Raw genomic sequence first — 19,820 nt, forward strand, 5'->3', positions numbered from 1 at the left:
CTAACCGCGCAACGTGCGGATGATCGCTGAGAAGTCGAGCCCACCCTGCCCGGCCTCGGCGAACGCCTCGTAACGCTCGGCCGCCTTCGCGCCCATCGGCGTGTCCGCGCCGACATCCTTCGCCGCTGCCATCGCCAGCCGCAGGTCCTTCAACATCAGCGCCGCCGCGAAGCCGCCCTGATAATCGTGATCGGCGGGCGTATCGGGGCCGATACCCGGCAGCGGTGCATATGTCGTCATCGACCAGCTCTGCCCCGACGAGACGCTGGCGATGTCGTAGAACGCCTGCGCATCGAGCCCTAGCTTCTCCGCCAGCACGAACGCCTCGCAGGTTGCGATCATCGTCGCGCCGAGGATCATGTTGTTGCAGATCTTCGCCGCCTGCCCCGCGCCGTTCCCGCCCGCGTGGATGACCGCCTTGCCCATGTCGGCGAGGATAGCCTGCGCCCGGTCGAACGCCTCCGCCGAGCCACCGACCATGAAGGTGAGCGTGCCTGCATTCGCCGCGCCGATCCCACCCGAGACGGGCGCGTCGACCGCAACGAGGCCCTTGGCCTGCGCGGCTGCGGCGACCTGCTTGGCGGTCGCGACGTCGATCGTAGAGCAGTCGATCAGGATCGCGGACGGCGACGCGACCCCGAACAGCATGTCATAGACCTCCGCGACATGCTTGCCGGCGGGGAGCATCGTCACGATCGCCTCGGCACCGTCCGCGGCTTCGGCGGCGGACGCGACCGGCAGGCATCCGGCGGCCTTCGCCTTGTCCAGAGCGTCGGCGCTCAGGTCGAACGCGCGAACGTCGTGGCCCTTCTTGGCGAGGTTCGCCGCCATCCCGCCGCCCATGTTGCCGAGCCCGATGAAACCGATCCGTGCCATGTTCTCTCTCCTAAATTCTGCTCCCCTCCCGTTCACGGGAGGGGTTGGGGGAGAGCGGTGCCACAATCAAAGCGTCGGCAGTCGCGGCACGCCCCTCCCCTGACCCCTCCCGCAAGCGGGAGGGGAATGGTGATCATTTCCCCGTCCAGGTCCCGGCGCGCTTCTCGACGAATGCGGCCATGCCTTCGCTCTGGTCCGCGGTCCCGAACAGTCCGTGGAACAGCCGCCTCTCGAACTGAACGCCCATCGCGAGCCCGGTCTCGAACGCCGCGTTGACCATTTCCTTGTTCGCCAGCACCGCCAGCGGCGCCATCGCGGCGATCGTGGTCGCCGTCTTCACCGCCTCCTCGACCAGATCGTCCGCCGGCACGATCCGCGAGATCAGCCCCGCGCGCTCGGCTTCGGCGGCGTCCATCATCCGCCCGGTCAGGCACATCTCCATCGCCTTGGCCTTGCCGACCGCGCGCGTGAGCCGCTGCGATCCGCCCATGCCGGGGGACACGGCGAGCTTGATCTCGGGCTGGCCGAACTTGGCGGTATCGGCGGCAAGGATGAAGTCGCACATCATCGCCAGCTCACACCCGCCGCCGAGCGCATAGCCCGCGACCGCCGCGACGATCGGTTTGCGCGTGCGCGTGAAATTCTCCCACCCCGCGAAGAAGTTGCTCGCGTACATTTCCGCGAAGCCCTGCGACTGCATCTCCTTGATGTCCGCCCCCGCCGCGAACGCCTTGGCGCTACCAGTCAGTACCGCACAGCCCTGCGACGCATCCGCATCGAACGCGGCGAACGCGGCGATCAGGTCGGCGAGCACCTGCGAATTGAGCGCGTTCAGCGCCTGCGGACGGTTCAGCGTGACGAGCGTGACGCCACCGCGCTGCTCGACGAGGATCGTTTCGTAGGTCATTCACTTACTCCTTGTATCCCCGCGAAGGCGGGGACCCAGTCTGGGCTCCCGCCTTCGGGGCCCCTTCAAAGTAGTACTTTGAAGGGAAACCCTTCGCGGGAGAACATTTAGACGTATCAGCCCGGCGTCCACGCCTCCGCTTCAGGCAACGGCGCGAAAATCTGGTCGATCACGTGATCGGTCACATCCTCGGGCGTCGCCGGATCCCAGCGCGGCGCGTTGTCCTTGTCGACGATCACAGCGCGCACGCCCTCGATGAAGTCATGCCGCTGCACGACATGCGCACCGATCGCATATTCCTGCCGCATCTCGTCCGCAAAACTCGCCATCGCGGCGCCTTCGTGGAGCAGACGAAGCGAGACCTTCATTGTCTGCGGCGACTTGGTCTTCAGTGTCGCGAGCGTCTGCGTTGCCCACTCGCCGCCATCGGCTTCGAGCGCGGCGTAGATGTCCTCCAGCACGTCCGAAGCAAACAGTCGGTCGATGTCGTCCCGGTGCGTCATGATCTCCGCATCGTCTGGTACGTCGGACGAACCTGCGAGGATCAGGTCGATCTCGCGCGGACGCTCGACGATCCAATCCTTCACGCCTTCGAGACGACCACTCGTCAAATAGTGCGTTGCCAGACCCAACGCCAAGCAATCGGCACCGTTGATCCGGTGCCCGGTCAGCGCGAGATACTGCCCGATCCGCCCCGGCAACCGCGACAGATACCAGCCGCCACCGACGTCCGGGAACAGGCCGATCCCCGTCTCCGGCATCGCGAACTTGGTGTTCTCGGTCGCGACGCGGAACCGGCACGGCAGCGCCAGGCCAACGCCGCCGCCCATCGTGATCCCGTCCATGAACGCCACAATCGGCTTGGCATAGGTGAATAGTCGATGGTTCATGCGGTACTCGGCATGAAAGAACGCCCGCGCCTCGACGCCATCGGTCGCGCCCGAGGCTGCAAGCATGCGGATATCCCCGCCAGCGCAGAACCCACGCCCTTCGGCATGATCGACCACGATCGCCTCGACCGCCGCATCGCCACGCCAAGCCTCCAGCGTCTCAAGCACGCCTTCGCACATCGCTAAGTTAAGCGCATGCAATGCCTTGGGTCGATTGAGACGAATCCGGCCGACAGGCCCTCCACTCTCGACGATCAGATCATCGGTCATGAACGATTGCTCCACCGCATAAACTCTTCGCGACTTTGCGCCTTCGCGTGATCAGAATCTTCTTGTTCACGCGAAGGCGCAAAGGCGCAAAGATCGAGATTCCGGCTGCGCGGATTCACTGCCGCGTCAGCTCGCGGCCAACGATCATCTGCATGACCTGGTTCGTTCCCTCGAGGATCGAATGTACCCGCAGATCACGCCAGAAGCGTTCGATCGGGTAATCCTGCAAATACCCATAGCCGCCATGCAGCTGCAACGCACGGTCGACCACTGAAGACCCCGTATCCGTCGCAAGCCGCTTCGCCATCGCCGCGAACTTGGTCTTGTCAGGCGCGTTCGCCGTCACCTTCGCCGCTGCCATGTACAGCAACGCGCGCGCCGCCTCCAACTCGGTTGCCATGTCCGCCAGCATGAACTGCGTGTTCTGGAAGTCCGCGATCGCCTTCCCGAACTGCTTCCGATCCTTCGTATACGCGATCGCCTCGTCGAGACACCGCTGCGCACCGCCAAGCGAGCACGCGCCGATGTTCAGCCGCCCGCCGTCCAAGCCCATCATCGCGATCCGGAAGCCCTCGCCCTCGCCGCCGACCATGTTCGCCCCCGGCACGCGGACGCCGTCTAAGATCACCTGCCGCGTCGGCTGCGAATGCCAGCCGAGCTTCTTCTCGTTCGCGCCGAACGACACGCCCGGCATGTCCTTCTCGATCACCAGGCAGGAGATCCCCTTGGGCCCGTCCTCACCGGTACGGACCATCGTCACGTACACCTCGTTCTCGCCCGCGCCCGAGATGAACTGCTTCGAGCCGGTCACGATCCAGTCGTCGCCGTCACGCACAGCACGCGTTTTCAAAGCAGCCGCGTCGGAACCCGACCCCGGCTCGGTCAGGCAATAGCTCGCCAGCCGGTCCATCGTCACCAGATCGGGGAGGTACTTGTCCTTCACCGCGGCAGATCCGAAGCGGTCGATCATCCACGCCGCCATGTTATGAATGCTGATGAAAGCGGACGTCGAAGGGCACCCGTACGACATCGCCTCCATGATCAGCGCCGCCTCGAGCCGCCCGAGCGCGATCCCCCCGCTCTCCTCGCTGACATAGATCGCCGCGAACCCGAGTTCGGCCGCGGCCTTGATCGTCTCGCGCGGAAAGATGTGTTTCTCATCCCACTCGGCCGCATGCGGGGTGATCCGGTCGGCGGTGAACCGGCGCGCGAGTTCCTGGATCTCGCGCTGGTCGTCGGTGAGGTCGAACTGGTTGGTCACGAGGAAGCTCCATTGGCTTTTGCGTCTGCGGTCAATCCGACCAAATCCCATGTGTTGCCGTACAGGTCGGCGAACACGACGACCCATCCATAGAGCTCGTCGCGCGGTGCTTCGACGAAATCAACGCCCTTGGCTTTCAACTCCGCGTAAGACGCCCAGAAATCGTCAGTGTTCAGGAAATAGGAAACACGCCCGCCACCGGCCCTGCCGATCGCCGCGGCTTGCTCATCGCCAACCGCCTTGGCGAGCAGGAGCGCCGAACCGCCGCCCGGAGCAGCGACGCGCACCCAACGCTTGCCGCTGCCCAGATCGCTATCCTCGACCAGCACGAAGCCCAGCGTACCGACGAAATACGCAATCGCTTCGTCATAGTCGCGAACGACGAGGGCGACGGTTCTCAAGCGCACCCCAATCACCCCATCGTCGGGATGACGAACGCGTCGTTATTGCGCGCCGGACCGCCATCCTCGGCCATCGCTGGCAGCGCGGACCCGTCCGGCCAACGCTGCGTGATCGTCTTGACCTTGGTCCAGAACTTCACGCCCTCCATGCCGTGCTGGTTAGTGTCGCCGAACGCCGAGCGCTTCCAGCCGCCGAAGGTGTGATACGCGACCGGCACCGGGATCGGCACGTTGATCCCCACCATCCCGACGTTCACCCTTGCCGCGAACTCGCGCGCCGCGTGGCCGTTGCGCGTGAAGATCGCGACGCCATTACCGTATTGATGCTCGCTCGGCAGCCGGACCGCCTCCTCGAAATCGGCGGCGCGGACGATCTGGAGCACCGGCCCGAAGATCTCCTCCTTGTACGCCGACATCTCCGTCGTCACGTGATCGAACAGCGACGGGCCGATGAAGAAGCCCTTCTCGTGCCCCTGCAACGCAAACCCGCGTCCATCGACGACCAGTTCCGCGCCCTCGTCGACGCCGGTCTGGATCCAGTTCTCGATCCGGCTGCGGTGGGCTGCATTCACGACCGGGCCGTAATGCGCGTCGTTGTCGGTCGACACGCCGACGCGCAGCGCCGCGATCGCCGGGATCAGCTTCTCGCGCAGCGCAATCGCGGTCTTCTCGCCGACCGGGACCACCACCGGCAGCGCCATGCAGCGCTCGCCCGCGCTCCCGAACGCCGCGCCCGACAGGTCGACGACGACCTGGTCGAGGTCCGCGTCGGGCATGACGATGCCGTGGTTCTTCGCACCACCCATCGCCTGGACGCGCTTGCCCGCCTCGACGCCGCGCCGATAAACGTAATGCGCGATGTCGGACGAGCCGACGAAACTCACCGCCGAGATCGCCGGGTGATCGAGGATCGCGTCGACCATCTCCTTGTCGCCGTGGACGACCTGGAAGATGCCCTCGGGCAGCCCCGCCTCGACGAACAATTCGCCGAGCCGCACCGGCACCGACGGATCGCGCTCGCTGGGCTTGAGGATGAACGCATTGCCCGTGGCGATCGCGACGCCCGACATCCACAACGGGATCATCGCCGGGAAGTTGAACGGCGTGATCCCCGCGCCGATGCCAAGCGGCTGGCGCATCGAATAGACGTCGATCCCCGGCCCGGCGCCCTGCGTATATTCGCCCTTGAGGATGTGCGGAATGCCGCAGCAGAACTCGATGACCTCGAGCCCGCGCTGGATATCGCCCTTTGAATCCGCGATCACCTTACCATGCTCGGAAGACAGCAGCCGTGCGAGTTCGTCCATGTTCGCCTCGACGAGCCGCTTGAACTCGAACATCACGCGAGCACGCCGTTGAGGGTTAGTCGCGGCCCACCCCGGCTGCGCCTTCTGCGCCGCGGCGACCGCGCGGTCCAGATCGGTCGCACCCGACAGCCGCACGCGCGCCTGCACCTCACCCGAATTCGGGTCGAACACGTCGCCGAAGCGCTCGGCCGTGCTGGCTGCACCGCTCACGAAATTCTCGATCGTCCGCATGGGCATCCTCTTCTAGTTGCCCGCATCGTCCGCCATAAGCGTTTCGCAGCCAAGTGGGGCTGTTTGCAGATACGCTCTGCAAATGTGCAGCATGGGGTGAGGCGTTCATGGATTGGGACGACGTCCGGTATTTCCTCGCTCTGGCGCGCACGCACAGGCTCGGGCCAGCCGCCAAACTGCTCGGGCAGGACGCGACGACAGTCTCGCGGCGGCTGCAAAGACTTGAACGTCGACTCCAGACGACGTTGTTCGAACAGACCGTGGCCGGCTACGCGCTGACCGAGCGCGGCGCGGCATTGCTCGACCATGCCGAGACGATGGAGGCGTCCGCGCTCGGCATCCAGGAGGTGGTCGGCAACGACGCGGGTGTGCTCGCGGGGCCGATCCGTTTGAGCGTCTCGGAAGGGTTCGGCAGCCGCATCCTCGCGCCGCGTCTCGCGTCGTTCACCAACCAGCATCCGCGGATCGCGATAGACCTGATCGCGTCGACCGGTTTCCTAAACCCCTCACGGCGAGAGGCGGATATCGCGGTGATGCTGGCGCGCCCGAAGAGTGGGCCGTTGGTCGCGCGAAAGCTGACGGACTATCACCTCGGCCTCTACGCGCATCCGGATCACCTCGCGCGGACGGGACCGATCGCGACGACCGCGGATCTGATGCGGCACCGCCTGATCGGCTATGTCCCCGACATGATCTACGCCCCCGAACTCCGCTATCTCGCGGAGATCGACGGCAGGCTCGATGCTTCGATCCGCAGTTCGAGCATCGTCGCGCAGGCCGAGCTGATCGCCGCGGGCGCGGGGTGCGGGATATTGCCGTGCTTCATTGGTGACCGCGTACCGGGGCTGGTTCGCGTGTTGCCACAGGCAGTCGACATCCAGCGCTCGTTCTGGCTGGTCGTCCACCGCGACGTCCGCCGGATCGCGCGGATCGACCGGTTCATCGCCTGGCTGGACGCGACGATCGGCGAACTGAAGCCCCTGATGCTGGGCGTGCCGTCCCCTTCGATTGCCGCTCTCGACTGAGCGCCGTATAGATCGATGTTGCACGGCAGCATCGCCGACGCCGGAGCAGCACGTGATCCCCAAACTCTATCACCAGATGATCGACGCTATCGGCGACGGCACCGGCCTGCCCGACATCATCCTCCACATCCACGCCGGCATGGCGCTGCTGATGATCGCGCGGCTGATCACGCGGCGGTCGTTCGGGACGTTCATTCCGTGGTGGGTGGTCGTCGCGGGCGAGGCGTTCAACGAGATCATGGACCGGCTGAACTTCGGGTCGTGGCGGTGGGAGGATACCTCGCTGGATATCATCAACACGCTGCTGTGGCCGACCGTGATCTGTCTGGGGGTACGCTTGCGGCCGATGATCAGGTCGCGCACGACGATCGAGCGGGATTTCGCAGAACGGGATCTAACCGAAACCGAGCTCCAGCCCTGACGCACTCCCCTTGCTGGAAGGGGGGATGAGCGGCCAAGACCGGGTCGGCTCATGTTGTCCCGGTAGAAAGCGAACCGACCGGGAGCAGCACGAACCTCCCCCCTCCCTGGATGGGAGGGGTTGGGGGTGGGTGGGCCGGTTGGCTGGCGCCGAGTATCCCAAGCAGCCTACCCACCCCTAGCCCCTCCCTTTCAGGGAGGGGAACGCGGTGTGGTCGGAGCCGACCTTAGCTCAACCAACCTAGGTCAGCTGATATAGCCCACCTGCGGCTTGGCCACGCTTCGAACCCGCTCAGCCCAAAGCCACATACCGTTGCAGGTGATAGTCCTCATCGCCCAGCTGGTGATCGATCATCACCAGCCGCTTGGCGTAGTGCGACACCGCGTATTCCCACGTCATGCCGATCCCGCCGTGAAGCTGGATCGTCTCTTCCGCGACCAGCGCGCCAGTCCGCCCGATCGTGTATTTCGCCGCAGACAACGCCCGCTCGCGCGCCTTCGCATCGTCGCCGTCGAACGCCGACGCCGCGTTGATCACCGCGGAGTGCGCCTGCTCGATCTCAAGCAACACCGTCGCCATGCGGTGCTGGAGCGCCTGGAACTTGCCGATCGGCACGCCGAACTGCTTGCGGTCGCGGAGGTAGCCGAGCGTCGCTTCCTTGACGAACTCCATCGCGCCGACCGCTTCGGCCGACAGCGCGAGTAGCCCTGCCCCAACCGCCGCATCGACGATCGCCCGCCCCTGCCCTTCGTCACCAACGCGCGCATCGGCGCCGACAGTGGCGTTGTCGAACGTCACGTCACCGGCTGCGCCACCCTCGACGACGTTGAAGCTGCGAACCGATACGCCCGCCGTACCCGCTGGCACGAGCAGCACGAGTGGGTCGCCATCCTGCTCGACCGTCACGACGAACACCGATGCCGCACCGGCCTGCGAAACGACAGCCTTCGTCCCATTGAGCGTCCAACCATCGCCGCTCTCCGTCGCAGTCACCGGCGTCGCGCCGTCATCATGCGCGAACGCGGCGATCGTCTCGCCCGACACGATCCCGGCGAGCGTCTCGTCATGCCCGCCGGCCTTCGCCAGTGCTCGCCCCGCCATCAGCGCGCCCAGAAACGGCTCGACCACCAGCGCGCGGCCGAGCGCCTCGAACACCACCATGATGTCGAACCCACTGCCGCCGAAGCCGCCCGCCGCCTCGTCGAACAGCGCGGAGACGATGCCGAGTTCGCTCAACTGCTGCCAGACCGCCGGGTCATACCCCGCCTCGCCATACGCGCCCGCATTGCGCGTCTCGATCGGATACCCATCGCGCAGCGCCCGCACGAGCGTGTCGGCGAGCATGCGGCGGTCATCGGTGTGTTCGAAGTTCATGGTATCACAGACCCAGAATGGCTTTGGAGATGATGTTCTTCTGGATCTCGTTCGACCCGCCGAAGATCGACAGCTTTCGGTTGTTGAAATAGCTCGGCGCCGCCATCGCCGCGTCCTCCGGGCCGACATCCTCGCCGTTCCACCCGGCTTCCAGAGCTTCGGGTATGTACGGCGCCGCGTATGATCCATACGCACGACGCGTCAGCGAGGTGATCTCCTGGCGGATCTCGGTGCCCTTGATCTTGAGCATCGAGCTTTCCGCACCAGGCGCACCGCCACCCGCGACCGCCGCCAACACGCGGAGGTTGGTCGTCTGCATGTTCGCCAGATCGATCTCGACCCGCGCCATCCGCGCCGCGAACAGCGGATCGTCCGCCAGCGAGCGCCCACCCTTCTTCTGCATCTGCGCGACTTCCTTCAGCCGCTCGAACGACGCGATCGAGAAGCCGACGCCGGCGATGTTGGTGCGCTCGTAGGTCAGCAGGTACTTGGCATAGGTCCAGCCCATATTCTCTTCGCCGACGAGGTTGGCGACGGGCACCTCGACATCGGTGAAGAACACCTCGTTCACCTCCTGCTCGCCGTCGATCAGCGTGATCGGGCGGACTTCGATGCCCGGCGACTTCATGTCGATCAGCAGGAACGAGATGCCTTCCTGCTTCTTAGCGGTCGCGTCGGTACGGACGAGGCAGAAGATCATGTCGGCATGCTGCCCGAGCGTCGTCCAGGTCTTCTGGCCGTTGACGACATAGACGTCGCCCTTCCTGACAGCAGTCGTCTTCAGGCCCGCGAGATCGGAGCCCGCGCCCGGCTCCGAATACCCTTGGCACCACCAGTCGGAGCCGTCGAGGATCCGCGGCAACCACTGTTTCTTCTGCTCTTCGGAGCCATATTTGATCAGCACCGGCCCGAGCATGTTCACCCCGAACGGCACAACGCGGGGTGCGTGCGCAAGCGCGGACTCATTGTCGAAGATGAAGCGCTGGATCACGCTCCAGCCCGGACCGCCCCATTGCTCGGGCCAATGGTTCGCCAGCCAACCGCGTTCGTTGAGGATCGCGTGCCATTCCTCCATGTCCGACTTGCGCAGCCGCTTGCCCTCGCGGACCAGCGTCGAGAGACGCGCGGGCAGTTTGTCTCGGAAGAACGCGCGGACTTCGTCGCGGAACGATTCTTCCTCGGGCGTGAAGCTGAGATCCATGGCCATGTGACTCCTGATGTTGGAGTCCATGTGCCACAGTCGATCGCGGAATTGAAGGACCGGTATGGTCCAAAACGAAGAAAACGTGGTGCCGTACGACGCAGGTTAATCCAGACGGTATCGCCGCCCACTCGTCATCCTGACGAAAGTCAGGACCCAGGGTAACAGGCGCTAACGGTCCTGGCTCTGGGTCCTGACTTTCGTCAGGATGACGGAGCGGATCAGAACCGGTAGCTGATCCACCCAGCCAGGAAATCGGAGTTCTTATACCCCGCATTCGTCAGCGCAGGCCCCGCGATCAAATGCTCGTAACGCCCGGTGAACGACAGCCGCGAGGTGAACGGGTACACCGCCTGGAACCGCAGCGTATCGGCGATCTTCTTGCCCCCGAAATTCTGCGTGCCGGCAAACGCGGTGCCGTTCGCACGGTACACCGCATCGCTCGTCGTATCGCGCCACGAGCGCTGATACTCGGCCGTCATGCGCAGCTTGCCGAACGGCGTGAAGGTCACGTTGGGCGCCAGCGCGAGCAGGTTGGTCGGCGTCGCGAACAGCTGATAGCTGTAATAGATGTTGTTGCCGAACGGCGCCAACGAGTTGCGCAACGTGCCGTTACCGTAGGCGCCGCCGCCGCTCGCATAATCGGCGTGGAAGCCGACGCGCGGCGCGGACTTGCCCTCGCCGAGCTTGTAGGTCTGCGCCAGCAGGATCAGCCACGCCTTGATCGAACGGTTGTCGTACGAACCACCCTGGTAATTGATCGTCCAATCGAGATTGACCGGCCCCGCATCGCCCCAGACGTGCAGGCCATAGAAATTGCGGACTTCGCGCGCATTGTCCGTCCCCCATACCGCCGCGCGATTGCGCAGGCGCCAGAGGAACGGATCGACGTACAGCTTCGAGCCCCCGAACAGCGTCTCCGGCACGACGATGCCCGTCGAGATGCCCGAGAACCGCCGTGCGCTCTCCGCATTGTCGTCCTGCGTACCGCCATTGCCATACGCAGTCGGCTTGAAGTCGAACACGTCGGCACGGACGCCTGCGGTGCGCGCCCAGGCGCGGAAGCCGTTGAATCCGAAGAACAGCGTGTTGTTGTCGCGCGGCACGACCAACAGGTTGGGACCGTCCGCAAACGTCTGGCGGCCATAGCGCACGCCGACATCGACATCGGCGACCGTCCCGGTCAGGTCGACGAACGCCTGCTGCACGGCCAGCTTGTTGCGCAGGTTCGGCAACGCGGTTCCGAGATTCTGCCCCTCCAGCGTGCCATGCGCGAGTTCGCCGTAGAAGCGCAGATGCTCGCCAACGTGCAGATCGGCACCCCCGAACAGGCGAAGGATATCCTGCCGCTGTGCCTCGGCATCGCGCAGATTGGGGTTGGTGGTCTCGTTGACGCGGAACCGCGCCTCGCCCGACAGCGTCAGATAGACGTCGCCATCGCCCGCGATCGAGATGAACTTGAGCTGGTCGACGATGTCCTTGCGCTTCTTCGGATCGCGCAGCTTCGACCAGTCCTCCGCCCAGCGCGACTGGTTGTAGCCGCCCGCCGTCACGCCGTCGCCGATCGCGGCGTTGGGATAGCTCTCGGCGATCGGCGAGGCTTCGGCAGTGCTCGACACGTCCTTGGCGCCGACATTGGCCTGCCGTGACGGCGGCGCCTCGGCCTGTGCGGTGGCGACATTCGCAAACGCGAAGATCGAGAGCGCGGACGTGGCAAGGCCAGCCGCGTGCCGCAAGCGGCGCATCGTCATCGAGGTCATAAGCAAGTTCCGGTACTGGCGAACGGGGACGGACTGGCCGTCCCCGCCGGCATCAATGGGCGGTAGCAGCGGCGGGGATCGCCGCCGGCACGAACTCGGGAAGCTTGCCCGACAGCGCGGCGTCGAGCTTGTCGCGGTCGAGACCGCCCTCCCAGCGTGCGACGACGATCGTCGCGACCGCGTTGCCGATGAAGTTGGTGAGGCTGCGGCACTCGCTCATGAAGCGATCGACGCCGAGGATCAGCGCCATGCCCGCGATCGGCACCGTCGGCACGATCGACAGTGTCGCGGCCAACGTGATGAAGCCCGCGCCGGTTACGCCCGCCGCGCCCTTCGAAGAGATCATCGCGACGACCAGCAGCAACAGTTCCTGGCCGAGCGTCAGGTGCGTGTTGGTCGCCTGCGCGATGAACAGCGCCGCCAGCGTCATGTAGATGTTCGTGCCGTCGAGATTGAACGAATAGCCGGTCGGCACGACCAGCCCGACCACCGACTTCTCGCAGCCTGCCGCTTCCATCTTCTGGATCAGGTTCGGCAGCGCGGCTTCCGACGACGACGTACCGAGGACCAGCAGCAGTTCCGCCTTCAAATACTTGATCAGCTTGAAGATCGAGAAACCGGTCAGCCGTGCGACGGTGCCGAGGATGACAATCACGAACAGCGCCGCGGTAAGATAGAACGTCGCGACCAAGGCACCGAGATTGGCAAGGCTGCCGATCCCGTATTTGCCGATCGTGAACGCGATCGCACCGAATGCGCCGAGCGGGGCTGCGCGCATCAGGATGCCGACCAGCTTGAACACGATCAGGCTGAGGCGCTCGAGGAAGTTCAGCACCGGCTTGGCAGGCTCGCCGACCAGGCTCAGCGAGATACCGAACAGGATCGCGACGAGCAGGATCTGGAGGATGTTCCCTTCCGTGAACGCGCTGACCATCGTGTCCGGGATGATGCTCATCAGGAACCCGGTGATCGTCGTCTCGTGCGCCTTCACGGTGTAATCCGCGATGCCCTTGGTATCGAGCGTGGCAGCGTCGATGTTCATCCCCGCGCCCGGCTGGACGACGTTGGCGACGATCAGGCCGACGATCAGTGCCAGCGTCGAGAAGAACAGGAAGTACGCGAACGCCTTGCCCGCGACGCGACCGACCGAGCCGAGCTCCTTCATCCCCGCGATGCCGGTGACGAGCGTCAGGAAGATCACCGGGGCGATGATCATCTTCACCAGCTTGATGAACGCATCGCCGAGCGGCTTCAGCGCCGCGCCGTACGTCGGGTAGAAATGCCCGAGCGCCGCGCCGAGCGCGATCGCGATCAGGACCTGGATATAGAGCTGGCCGCTCCAGCGCTTCCGCGCGGGCGTTTCCGCGACGCCATATGCCTGGGTGGGTAGGGTCAACATCGCCTCCTGCTATCCTCGTCCCATCACGCGGGACGTTGTGTGCGACGGTAATGCCGGGCCGAACCCAGGACTACAAGCGCAGCGCCTTCAGCGCCTAGAACGTTGGTTTTTAGCCATTTATTAGCATACCCATTGTTCGGACGTGTGGAAATCGCCGCATTTCATCAATGGTGCGGGCGGTGCGTGTGTGATAATCCGCACAAAATGACGCGACTCCGATCCTCCCTTTTCGTCACGGCGTTGACGGTGCTGATGGCGTTCGCGGCGCTTGGCACGATCGTCGCGGGAGTCGCGTCGATCTACGGCCAGCGCGCCGCTGAAGATGCGCGCGCGGGCGTGCGGATGCGCGCGGTCCAGCAGACGCGCAGCAACCTTCGCCTGCTCGAAGCCGAGTTGCAGACCTACCGCCTGTTGCCGATCATGCTCGGCGAATACCCCGACGTCCGCGCGGCACTCGCGTCGGGCAAAGTCGACCCCGCGCTCAACACCAAGCTTGCGCTGCTGGCCGAACGCACCGGCGCCCCAGTGATCTATGCGCTGGATACGCAGGGCATGACGATCGCCGCCTCGAACGCCGGGCGCCCCGACAGCTTCCTCGGCCACGACTACCGGTTCCGCGACTATTTCACCAAGGCGATGGCGTCGGGCGCAACCGAGTTCTTCGCGCTTGGCAGCGTCAGCGGGCGCCCCGGCCTGTATCTCTCACGCCGGATCGACCGCGCCGGGCGACCGCTCGGCGTGGTCGTGGTCAAGGTCGAGTTCGAGAAGATCGCGCGCGCGTGGATCCAGGACCGGATGGCGACCTTCGTCACCGATCCCGACGGCATCATCCTGATCTCCAGCGATCCGAAGCTCGAATTTAGGACCACCCGCCCGCTCTCGCCCTCGCGTCGCGCCGAGCTGGTCGAGACGCGCCAGTTCGGGACGTCGCCGCTGGCCCCCGCCCCACTGACGCTCGCCGAGGGGGTTTCGCGGCTGCCCGACGGATCGCCTGCGATTACCGTGTCGCTGCCTGTACCGATCTCGGGCTGGCGGCTGGTCCATATGGAGCCGCTCGACGCTGCGCTACGCACCGCCGCGGCACGCACGCGCTGGGCGACCGCGATCGCCGCGATGCTGACGATCGCGGCCATGCTCGGCGCGTGGTGGCTCTACGAGCGACGCAAGCGCAACGTCGGCGCGCGCGCGGAACTGGAGGCGGAGGTCGCGCGCCGCACCGCCGAACTCCGCGCCACCGCCGACCGCCTCCAGATCGAGGTCGAGCAGCGCGAGGCGTCCGACCAGCGCTTCCGCCAGGCACGCGAGGAACTCGCCCATGCCAACCGCGTCGGCTCGATCGGCACGATCACCGCCAGCGTCGCGCACGAGATCAACCAGCCCGTCGCCGCGATCCGCACCTTCGCCGACAATGCCGCCGCCTTCCTCGACCGCGGCGAACCTGCGCGCGCGGCAACCAATCTCCAGTCGATCGTCGACCTGACCAGCCGGATCGGCACGATCACCGCTGGGCTCAGGCGCTATGCCCGGCGCGGCGCAGGCTCGATCGGCCCCGTCGCGCTCGACGAGGCGATCGACGGCGTCCGCCTGCTGATCGGCGACCGCTTCCGCGCGAAGGGCGTGACGCTCGACCTGCCGAACGGTCCGGAAGCGCGACTGACGGTGATCGCCGGTCGCGTCCGCCTGGAGCAGGTGCTGGTCAACCTCCTCCAGAACGCGCTCGACGCGGTCGCCGACCGCCGCGATGCCCGCGTCAGCGTTACCGTCGGGCGTAAAGGCCGAGATGTCGTGCTGACCGTCGCCGACAACGGCCCCGGTATCGAGGCCGACATCGCCGACCACCTCTTCACCCCGTTCGCGACGAGCAAGAAGGACGGCCTCGGGCTCGGCCTCGGCATCGCACGCGACATCATGACCGAGTTCGGCGGCACGCTCGACCTCGTCCCCGCTCCAGAAGGCGCCATCTTCCGTATGATCCTGGTGAAGGCATGAGCGAGCAGGCGGTATTGCTCGTCGACGACGACGACGTCCTCCGCGGTGCGCTGGAGCAATCGTTCGAACTCGCCGGGATCGCCGTGATCGCCGAGCGCGACCCGACCGTCGCGCTCGCCCGCGTGACCGCCGGGTTCGACGGCGCGGTGGTGTCCGACATCCGCATGCCGAAGATGGACGGGCTCGAACTCTTCCGCCGGATCGCCGCGATCGACCACGAGATCCCCGTGCTGCTGATGACCGGCCACGGCGACGTCGCGATGGCGGTCGCCGCGCTGAAGAACGGCGCGTTCGACTTCATCCCGAAACCCTTCGCGACCGATCACCTGATCGCGGGCGCGCGCCGAGCGCTCGAAATGCGCCGCCTCGTGCTCGACAACCGCCGTCTCCGCGCCGCCGCCGAGGAAACGGTCGGCGCCGAACCGCTGATCGGCGAAACCCCGGTAATGGTCCGCCTCCGCGAAACGATGCGCCAGATCGCGCAGGCCGACATCGACGTGCTCGTCGAAGGCGAAACCGGCACCGGCAAGGAACTCGTCGCGGTCCTGCTCCACCGCTGGAGCAACCGCCGCTCCCGCCCGTTCGTCGCGGTCAACTGCGCCGCGCTGCCCGAGGCGGTCGCCGAGATCGAGCTGTTCGGCCACGACGGCGACTCCCGCCTGCCGCGCACCGGCCGGATCGAGGCCTCGAACCGCGGCACGCTGTTCCTCGACGAGATCGAGAGCACGCTGCCGGCGTTCCAGGCAAAGCTGCTGCGGGTACTGGAAGAACGCGAGGTGATGCCGGTCGGCGGCGACCTGCCCCGCGCGCTCGACCTCCGCGTGATCGCCGCGGCAAAACCCGGCCTCGAACAGGCGGTCGAGGAAGGCCGCTTCCGCGCCGACCTGCTGTTCCGGCTCGACGCAGTACGCCTGCGCATCCCGCCGCTCAGAGAACGTCGCGACGATATTCCGCTGCTGTTCGGCCACCTCCTCCACCAGGCGGCAGAACGGTTCGGGCGAGAGGTCCCGACGATCGACACCGCCACGCTCGCCTATCTCGGCCAGCACGACTGGCCCGGCAACGTCCGCGAACTCGACAACCTCGCCAAGCGTCTCGTGCTCCGAGTCGAGGCGGAAGAGGCGGTCGACGAAGACAGCGACATCCCCCTCCCCGCCCGCGTCGACAAATTCGAGGAAGCAACGATCCGCACGGTGCTGCAACAGGTCAGCGGCGACGTCCGTTCGGCCTTGGCCGCGCTCGGCATCCCGAGAAAGACGTTCTACGACAAGCTCAAGCGCCACGACATCGACGTCGAGGCGTACCGCCCAACGAAGACGTAATTCTCAATCCTCCCCCGCCAGGGGGAGGTGGCACCGAAGGTGACGGAGGGGGAGGACTCGGAACAGGCGTGTCGCATGCCTCCCCCTCCGTCTGGCAAGAGCCAGCCACCTCCCCCTTGCAGGGGAGGATCAGATTCAGGTCGGAATGACCGGCGGCGGCACACCGCCCTGCCGCGTCGCCACGAACTTCGCCAGCGGCGGCCCGATCAGCAACACCCCCAGGAACCGCAGCACCTGAAGCGCCATCACGAACGGCACATCGACCGGACTCGACGCAGCAATGATCGCGACCGAATCCATCCCACCCGGGCTAGTCGCCAGATACGCGGTCACCGGATCGATCCCCCACCAGCGCGTCAACGCCGCCGCGATCCCGCCGCAGAACGCGATCAGCAACGCCACCGACAACAGGATCCGCGGCATCGCCTTACCCGCCACCCGCAGCGTATCGCGCGTGAACGACAGTCCGATCCGCCACCCGACTACCGCATAGCTGATCGCCAGCAGCCACTGCGGCAACACCGGTTGCGCGACGCCAGTGACGTTGAGCGCCGCCCCCGCCACCAGCGACCCGAGCAGCGCGCCGGCGGGAAGCTTCAACGCGACGCCAACGCTCGCGCCAACACCGGCAATCGCGATCGTCCGCAGCACGACCAGCGGGTCTACGGATGCGAACCACGTAGCCGCAACATGATGCCCACTCCCGCCGCCGACCATCACCGCCGCCAGCACCGAGGCGACCACCGCCACGCTCACGACCCGCGTGTACGTCATTACCGCGACCAGCCGCGAATCCGCGCCATACGCCTGCGCCATCAACACCATCGCGCTCGCAGCACCCGGCGTCGATCCCCACACCGCGACGGTCCCCGGCAACACCTGCCACCGGCTCAACAGATACCCGAGCACGCTGCTCGCCGCGAGCGTGACGAAATTGACCATCAGGAACACCGGCCAGTGATCCGCCACCGTCGCGACGATCCCGGTCGTGATCGACCCCGCGATCAGCGTCCCGACCGCCGCCTGTGCGCCGCGAAACGCCGAAGTCGGCACGCTCAGCGACCACCCCCGCACCGCCAGCACGACCGCCGCGACCATCGGCCCGAGGAGCAATCCAGCAGGCAACCCGATGACCTCCAGCAGCCCCGCGATCACCGCCGACAGCGCGACCAAAACAGCCCAGCGCCAGATCATGGCTTGGTGGCGAACCAGATCGTGTGCCGCGCGCCGCCCTTCCGCGTCGCCCGCGCGATCACTTCGTCGACCGCGAACCCCGCTTCGGCAAGTCGCGTGGCGAACGGCTTGCTCGGCGCGGACGACCACACCGCCAACACCCCGCCCGGCCGCAACGCCGCCCGCGCCAGAGACAACCCACGCGCGCCGTAAAGCCGATCGTTACCCGGCCGCGAAATCCCGTCCGGACCGTTGTCGACGTCGAGCAGGATCGCGTCCCAATCACCCTCCGCGATCGCCGCGGCGACGTCGCCGTCGAAAATCCGGGTCCGCGGATCGGTCAGGCTGTCCCCGTGCAGCACCGCCATCGGCCCGCGCGCCCATTCGACCACCGCCGGCACGATCTCCGCAACCGCCACCGCCGCGTCAGGCCCAAGCCGTGCCAGCGCCGCGCGAAGCGTAAACCCCATCCCGAGCCCGCCGATCAGCATCCGAACACCCGGCGGCGCACCGATCCGGTCGCACGCCTGCTCCGCCAGCGCTTCTTCCGATCCGCTCAGCCGGCTGTTCATCAACTCGTTCGCACCGAGCATGATCGAGAACTCGGCGCCACGCTGAAGCAAGCGAAGGTCACCCCCACCCGGCACCTGCGCCGTCCCGAGAAGCACGCGCGGGATCATGCCGCCCAAGCCGCGATATCGTCCTGCTCACCGATCAAGGCCAGCCCATGCGCGATCGAGGTTAGCTCGCCGCCACTCATGATCGCCGCCTCGCCGAACCGCTCGACGAAGATCCGGCGGATGCGCGGGATCAGCGACGATCCGCCAGTCAGGAACACCCGGTCGATCTCGTCGCCACCGACGTTCGCCACCTCCAAGGCCCGGTCGACCGCCACCTCGATCCGCACGACGTCGTCGGCGATCCAGCCCTCGAACTGCGCCCGCGTCACGTCCGCCTCGATCTCCAGCCCCGCGCCCGCAAAGTGGAAATGCGCATCCTCGCCACTCGACAGCGCCCGCTTGAGCGACCCGACCGCATCGTACAGCGGATAGCCAAGTTCGTTCTCGATCACCGCGATCATCCGCCCGATCGCGTCGGGATCGACCGCGGTCTTCTGCAACCGCTCCAGCTCGGTCATCGTCTTGCGGTTGCGCATCAGCGCCAGCCGCGACCAGTCCGCGAAGTCGGCGAAATACGCGCGCGGAATCTCCAGTTCCTTGCCGAACGACTTGTACGCGCCGCCCTTGCCCAGCATCGGCAGCACCAGCCGGTCGAGGATCCGGTAATCGAACCGATCGCCGGCGATCCCGACACCGGCATGCCCCAGCGGCGTGCACCGTCGCGCCGCGCCCGGCTCGGCCACACGGACGACCGAAAAGTCGCTCGTACCACCGCCGAAATCCGCCACCAGAATGGTCGCCGGCTCGGTCAACCGCGTCGCATAGCTGTAGGCAGCACCGAGCGGTTCGTAGACGTAATGGATCTCCGCCCCAAAACCCCTGAACATCGCGTCATACCGCGTACGCGCCAGCGCCTCATCGGGCCGCGCGCCGGCATATTCGACCGGCCGGCCGACGACGATCCGGTGCGGCCGCGTGTCAAGCTTGCCGCCAGCATGCGAAATCAGCTTCTCGAGGAACAGCTGGCCCATTTCCTCGAAGCGATAACGCTTGTCGAAGACCGAAGCCTGCTCGAACGTCTTCATCGCCGCGACCGACTTGAACGACTGGATGAACCGGCTGTCGAGCGGATACTCCATATACTCGGCGATCGCCCACGGCCCCGCATCCGACGCAAGCCCCTTGCCGCTGTCGTCCTGCCAGAAGCACAGCGCCGAGCGGAACACCGGGCTCGTCTCGGCAGGGGCGGCGAACGTCACCAGTTCGGGGGTGCCACCCGGCGTTCCCAGCGCCACGACGCTGTTGGTCGTGCCGAAGTCCAGCCCCAAAGCGGGGCCGCCAGCGTCCATCTGCATGCGTCGTCCTTCAATGAACGCGCGCCTATGGCGATGCG

The 19,820-nt window shown here is 66.2% G+C and carries 17 protein-coding genes; 4 read left to right on the plus strand and 13 right to left on the minus strand.

The window, feature by feature from the left end:
• The 6 genes from mmsB to AC1MH0_RS07525 form a co-directional block, all read right to left on the minus strand.
• Complete coding sequence (gene mmsB, locus AC1MH0_RS07500) at positions 1–876, minus strand: 3-hydroxyisobutyrate dehydrogenase (protein ID WP_480965365.1); 876 nt, start codon at positions 874–876, stop codon at positions 1–3.
• A 133-nt stretch (positions 877–1,009) separates the two neighbouring features.
• The gene (locus AC1MH0_RS07505; RefSeq protein WP_480965366.1) at positions 1,010–1,783 is read right to left on the minus strand and encodes an enoyl-CoA hydratase; all 774 of its coding nucleotides are present in this window, start codon (positions 1,781–1,783) and stop codon (positions 1,010–1,012) included.
• Positions 1,784–1,899: 116 nt separating this feature from the next.
• Entirely contained in the window at positions 1,900–2,943 is a 1,044-nt protein-coding gene (locus AC1MH0_RS07510; RefSeq protein WP_480965367.1) for an enoyl-CoA hydratase/isomerase family protein, read from the minus strand.
• A gap of 115 nt (positions 2,944–3,058) precedes the next feature.
• Positions 3,059–4,204 carry an acyl-CoA dehydrogenase family protein gene (locus AC1MH0_RS07515; RefSeq protein WP_480965368.1) on the minus strand — a complete coding sequence of 382 codons (1,146 nt, stop codon included), beginning with the start codon at positions 4,202–4,204 and terminating at the stop codon, positions 3,059–3,061.
• Positions 4,201–4,611 (minus strand): VOC family protein, encoded by a 411-nt coding sequence (locus tag AC1MH0_RS07520; protein WP_480965369.1) that lies wholly within the window; start codon positions 4,609–4,611, stop codon positions 4,201–4,203. The genes AC1MH0_RS07515 and AC1MH0_RS07520 overlap by 4 nt, the downstream gene beginning before the upstream one ends.
• Before the next feature lie 5 nt (positions 4,612–4,616).
• Entirely contained in the window at positions 4,617–6,143 is a 1,527-nt protein-coding gene (locus AC1MH0_RS07525) for a CoA-acylating methylmalonate-semialdehyde dehydrogenase (RefSeq protein ID WP_480965370.1), read from the minus strand.
• Between the two features lie 107 nt (positions 6,144–6,250).
• On the opposite strand from AC1MH0_RS07525, the gene AC1MH0_RS07530 reads away from it, so the two are divergent.
• Positions 6,251–7,168, plus strand: coding sequence for a LysR family transcriptional regulator (locus tag AC1MH0_RS07530; protein ID WP_480965371.1), 918 nt, complete (start codon positions 6,251–6,253; stop codon positions 7,166–7,168).
• A gap of 52 nt (positions 7,169–7,220) precedes the next feature.
• On the plus strand, positions 7,221–7,589 hold the full coding sequence (locus AC1MH0_RS07535) for a hypothetical protein (RefSeq protein WP_480965372.1): 369 nt from the start codon (positions 7,221–7,223) through the stop codon (positions 7,587–7,589).
• Between the two features lie 291 nt (positions 7,590–7,880).
• On the opposite strand, the gene AC1MH0_RS07540 is transcribed toward AC1MH0_RS07535, so the two are convergent.
• The 4 genes from AC1MH0_RS07540 to AC1MH0_RS07555 all read right to left on the minus strand — a co-directional run bounded on the left by AC1MH0_RS07540 (position 7,881) and on the right by AC1MH0_RS07555 (position 13,320).
• On the minus strand, positions 7,881–8,963 hold the full coding sequence (locus AC1MH0_RS07540; protein ID WP_480965373.1) for an acyl-CoA dehydrogenase family protein: 1,083 nt from the start codon (positions 8,961–8,963) through the stop codon (positions 7,881–7,883).
• A gap of 4 nt (positions 8,964–8,967) precedes the next feature.
• Complete coding sequence (locus tag AC1MH0_RS07545; RefSeq protein ID WP_480965698.1) at positions 8,968–10,164, minus strand: acyl-CoA dehydrogenase family protein; 1,197 nt, start codon at positions 10,162–10,164, stop codon at positions 8,968–8,970.
• A gap of 221 nt (positions 10,165–10,385) precedes the next feature.
• Complete coding sequence (locus AC1MH0_RS07550; RefSeq protein ID WP_480965374.1) at positions 10,386–11,924, minus strand: alginate export family protein; 1,539 nt, start codon at positions 11,922–11,924, stop codon at positions 10,386–10,388.
• A 52-nt stretch (positions 11,925–11,976) separates the two neighbouring features.
• Complete coding sequence (locus AC1MH0_RS07555) at positions 11,977–13,320, minus strand: dicarboxylate/amino acid:cation symporter (protein WP_480965375.1); 1,344 nt, start codon at positions 13,318–13,320, stop codon at positions 11,977–11,979.
• Between the two features lie 249 nt (positions 13,321–13,569).
• Between AC1MH0_RS07555 and AC1MH0_RS07560 the strand changes: the two genes are divergently transcribed.
• Entirely contained in the window at positions 13,570–15,312 is a 1,743-nt protein-coding gene (locus AC1MH0_RS07560) for a sensor histidine kinase (protein ID WP_480965699.1), read from the plus strand.
• Positions 15,309–16,634 (plus strand): sigma-54-dependent transcriptional regulator, encoded by a 1,326-nt coding sequence (locus AC1MH0_RS07565; RefSeq protein WP_480965376.1) that lies wholly within the window; start codon positions 15,309–15,311, stop codon positions 16,632–16,634. The genes AC1MH0_RS07560 and AC1MH0_RS07565 overlap by 4 nt, the downstream gene beginning before the upstream one ends.
• Positions 16,635–16,769: 135 nt before the next feature.
• Here the strand turns inward: AC1MH0_RS07565 and AC1MH0_RS07570 are convergent, their stop codons facing one another.
• The 3 genes from AC1MH0_RS07570 to AC1MH0_RS07580 are packed head-to-tail and all read right to left on the minus strand — an operon-like array spanning position 16,770 to position 19,776.
• The gene (locus tag AC1MH0_RS07570; protein WP_480965377.1) at positions 16,770–17,828 is read right to left on the minus strand and encodes an AbrB family transcriptional regulator; all 1,059 of its coding nucleotides are present in this window, start codon (positions 17,826–17,828) and stop codon (positions 16,770–16,772) included.
• Entirely contained in the window at positions 17,825–18,487 is a 663-nt protein-coding gene (locus AC1MH0_RS07575; RefSeq protein WP_480965378.1) for a spermidine synthase, read from the minus strand. The genes AC1MH0_RS07570 and AC1MH0_RS07575 overlap by 4 nt, the downstream gene beginning before the upstream one ends.
• Positions 18,484–19,776 (minus strand): Hsp70 family protein, encoded by a 1,293-nt coding sequence (locus AC1MH0_RS07580; protein WP_480965700.1) that lies wholly within the window; start codon positions 19,774–19,776, stop codon positions 18,484–18,486. Before AC1MH0_RS07580 ends, AC1MH0_RS07575 begins: the two co-directional genes overlap by 4 nt.
• Between the last annotated feature and the right edge of the window lie 44 nt (positions 19,777–19,820).

It is taken from the genome of Sphingomonas sp. AP28, from assembly GCF_056680455.1.